The 3,822-nt window shown below is 55.3% G+C and carries 3 protein-coding genes and 1 pseudogene; all 4 read right to left on the minus strand.

Translation table 11 applies throughout. The features are described from left to right. Positions 1-202 (minus strand): annotated as a pseudogene (locus tag L692_RS28605) (protein-(glutamine-N5) methyltransferase, release factor-specific); the annotation flags it as partial. Positions 203-206: 4 nt separating this feature from the next. Next, on the minus strand, positions 207-1,274 hold the full coding sequence (gene prfA, locus L692_RS0112175; protein WP_025700206.1) for a peptide chain release factor 1: 1,068 nt from the start codon (positions 1,272-1,274) through the stop codon (positions 207-209). Between the two features lie 339 nt (positions 1,275-1,613). Next, positions 1,614-2,714, minus strand: coding sequence for a redox-regulated ATPase YchF (ychF, locus tag L692_RS0112180; RefSeq protein ID WP_025700208.1), 1,101 nt, complete (start codon positions 2,712-2,714; stop codon positions 1,614-1,616). Between the two features lie 491 nt (positions 2,715-3,205). Then, positions 3,206-3,676 (minus strand): GNAT family N-acetyltransferase, encoded by a 471-nt coding sequence (locus tag L692_RS0112185; protein WP_025700210.1) that lies wholly within the window; start codon positions 3,674-3,676, stop codon positions 3,206-3,208. Between the last annotated feature and the right edge of the window lie 146 nt (positions 3,677-3,822).

Consider the following 3,822-nt stretch of genomic DNA (forward strand, 5'->3'; position numbering starts at 1 on the left):
ACTCCTCCCGCCTCTCTGCCGGAAAGGGGTCGGCCATAGCTATATAGTACGCCGCCCCGGACAGGCCCAGCGTATGCTCCAGCAGAAGCTGGGCGCTGCGCTGCGGCTCGCTGACGCCAAGACCGCTTAAAAAAGAAGAAGCCTCCGCAAAGGCTTCCCGGATGCTTTGCACCTGCGGCATGATATATGCGCTCTGTTTCAAAGCATTATTCTCCTCTTTCCATCAGCTCCGCCTGTTCCGCAATGGAGAGCGCTGAAATAATCTCTTCAATCTCACCGTTCATAACCGAATCCAGCCGATGCAGCGTCAGGCCGATCCGGTGATCCGTCACCCGGCTCTGCGGGAAGTTGTACGTCCGGATACGCTCACTGCGGTCGCCGGTGCCGACCTTGCTCTTGCGTTCGCCGGCATACTTGGCTTCTTCTTCCTGGCGCATCATGTCGGAGATCCGGGCGCGCAGCACTTGAAGAGCCTTCTCCTTATTGGAATTCTGCGACTTGCCGTCCTGACAGGTCGCCACGATTCCCGTAGGAATATGCGTTACGCGCACGGCGGACTTGGTCGTGTTGACGGACTGACCGCCCGCGCCGCTGGAACAGAACGTATCCACGCGGATATCCTTGTCAAGAATTTCGATGTCGATTTCTTCCGCTTCGGGCATGACCGCCACAGTGGATGTGGAAGTATGAATCCGTCCGCCGGACTCCGTCGCCGGGATGCGCTGCACGCGATGCGCGCCGCTTTCGTACTTCATTTTGCTGTACGCGCCCCGGCCGTTAATCATGAAGATGACCTCTTTGAAGCCGCCCAGGTCATTCGTATTGGCGTCCATCAGCTCCACGCGCCAGCCCTGGGTATCCGCAAAACGGGTGTACATCCGGTACAGGTCGGATGCGAACAGCGCCGCCTCGTCGCCGCCTGCCGCTCCCCGGATCTCCACAATCACATTCTTGTCGTCGTTCGGGTCCTTCGGCAGCAGCAGGATACGGATTTTCTCCTCCAGCTCGATCTGGCGCTTCGACAGCTCATCGATTTCCAGCTTCACCATGTCGCGCATTTCATCGTCAAGCTTCTCGCCGAGCATCGCTTTGGCGGCGTCCAGCTCTTCCATCACATTTTTATATTCGCTATAAGCCTCGTAAGCGGGCTGCAGATCGGATTGTTCTTTGGAATAGTCCCTCAGTTTCTTACTATCGCTTGCAACATCCGGATCGCAAAGCAGTTCACTGAGTTTCTCATAGCGGTCCGCCAGAGATTGCAATCGGTCCAACAAGGGAATTCACCTCTCCTGATTAAGGTTGACAAATTTAAGGTTAATCACATCGTTACGTTTTATAGTAAAAAAACGTCTATACCTTATACACACAAAGGGTATACACGACTTTATATTATATCACGATTCCGCCGGTTTGGCTACTTCATGTCATCTGACAGACCGAAACCTTATGCATGTGACATAACAAGCCAAAAAGGCCGTCCCGCGCAGGTGATGACACCGCCGCGAAATGGCCTTGGTTCGCTCCTGCGCCGGGTAGCCCCGCTTTACCCGCGAAGGCTTCCCGCCCGCCAGAAGCAAGCTTCATAAATCGTCAAGCTTCATGATCCGCAAGCTCTATACGTTAAACCGGAAATGCATAACGTCTCCGTCCTGCACCACATACTCCTTGCCTTCAAGCCGCAGCTGGCCGCGCTCCTTCGCGCCGTTCATCGAGCCGGCGGCCACGAGATCATCGTACGCCACCACTTCCGCCCGGATAAAGCCGCGCTCGAAGTCGGTGTGGATCACGCCGGCCGCTCCCGGCGCTTTCGTCCCTTTACGGATAGTCCAGGCGCGAACCTCCTGCACTCCGGCCGTAAAGTATGTGTACAGCCCGAGCAGCTTGTAAGCCGCTTTGATCAGACGGTTAAGGCCCGACTCTTCAAGGCCCAGCTCTTCCAGGAACATCGCCTTGTCTTCGCCTTCCAGCTCGGCGATTTCCGCCTCCACCTTCGCGCTGATCGGCACCACCTCGGCGTTCTCGGCGGCGGCGAACTCGCGTACCTGCTTCACGTACGGATTCTCTTCCGCCGTTGCCACCTCATCCTCGCCCACATTGGCCGCGTACAGCACCGGCTTCAGCGTCAGCAGATGAAGATCGCGCACAATCAGCCGCTCGTCATCGGACAGCTCCACGCTTCTCGCCGGCATGTCGTTGTACAACGCTTCCTTGACGCGCTCCAGCACTTCCACTTCCTGGGCGTACTGCTTGTTGCCGCCCTTCATGTTCTTGCGGGAACGGTCGATCCGCTTCTCGACACTCTCCACATCGGCCAGAATCAGCTCCAGATTGATCGTCTGGATGTCGCTTACCGGATTTACTTTTCCGTCGACATGAGTCACGTTCTCGTCCTCGAAGCAGCGCACGACATGGACAATCGCGTCCACCTCGCGGATATGCGCCAGGAACTTGTTGCCCAGCCCCTCGCCCTTGCTCGCTCCGCGCACCAGTCCGGCAATGTCCACGAACTCAAACGCGGTCGGCACCGTCTTGTTCGGCACAACCAGCTCGGTGAGCTTATCGAGACGCTCGTCCGGCACTTCCACTACCCCGACATTCGGGTCGATGGTGCAAAAAGGATAGTTCGCGGACTCTGCGCCCGCCTGCGTAATTGCGTTAAACAGCGTCGATTTCCCAACATTTGGAAGCCCGACAATTCCCGCTTTCAAAGCCATTTATATGACAACTCCTATTTTCCGTTAATTGACCGGCAATCCGGTGATCTAAACTATTATATATTAGAACAATCAGCCCAGCAATACCGGGCCTTTCCGGCAATACTAATGAGCTTTCCCCTAGATGCGTTATGAAAAAGACGGACGCTCCGCCTCCAGCCGCCGGATCACCCTGCACCACTGAGACAATTTTTCTTGCGGACACGCCAAATCATTTATGATTCTATCCTCTCATTGTCCTCACTGTGTAGACTAATCGGAAAAATGTCTTTCAAAGCGTGGACTATGGAGTCAATCAGCCTACTTTCATCTACATATTGAATCCGTCATCGGATGCGTTAACCTGTCGCCTATGTCCGCCTTTTAAAAGACACCGCCCGCAAAAAGTCTCCGCACAGAGGACATCAGCTATACTGAAGGGTCTCCCCGGCAAACATAAAGGGACCCCGTTCAGAGATCCCCCTTGCACCCTCGGAGCGGCGCAGTATAAGTTAAAGCTCCTTCGACATCGTAATGTCGGTCACGCCGTAGCCCATTTTCTGGTACAGCTCGAATGCGCGCTGGTTCTGGCCGAACACGTGTAGCCCGATTTTGCGGACATTCATACTGCGTGCTTCCTCGTCGAGCGCCTGCATGGCCTGCTTGCCGTAGCCCTTGCCCTGGAACGGCTCAAAAATATAAATATCGTAAATAAACGCTTCGCGGCCGCGTCGTCCTTCGGTAACGTTGAACCAGATGTAGCCGACATGGGTATCGCTCTCTTCCTCGACCACCGAATAGAGATAAGCGCCTTCGGTGTGCATCCCGGCGGGCAAAAAGCGCGTGATCGCCTCTTTGGACTGCTTCAGCGCGTTATCCGGTTCCCAGGCTCCCGATTTTACCTTCTCCTCGGCATAGTCGCTGGTGGATTGGCTGAGAAAAAATTGAAACGTCGCTTCGTCCATTTGAACCAGTTTTATCATATAAAGTAGACCTTCCTTATTCCGGTATTCATGCCCGGGCAACCGGGCATCTATAATTTAACATCCGCCTCCGCTTGGGAGGCGGAATTAACACTTCCCAGCAGGCCCGCCCGGGCGCTGCCGCTTCGGGCTACATGCGCACCAGC

It is taken from the genome of Paenibacillus forsythiae T98, from assembly GCF_000520735.1.
Classification (GTDB): Bacteria; Bacillota; Bacilli; order Paenibacillales; family Paenibacillaceae; genus Paenibacillus_AQ; species Paenibacillus_AQ forsythiae.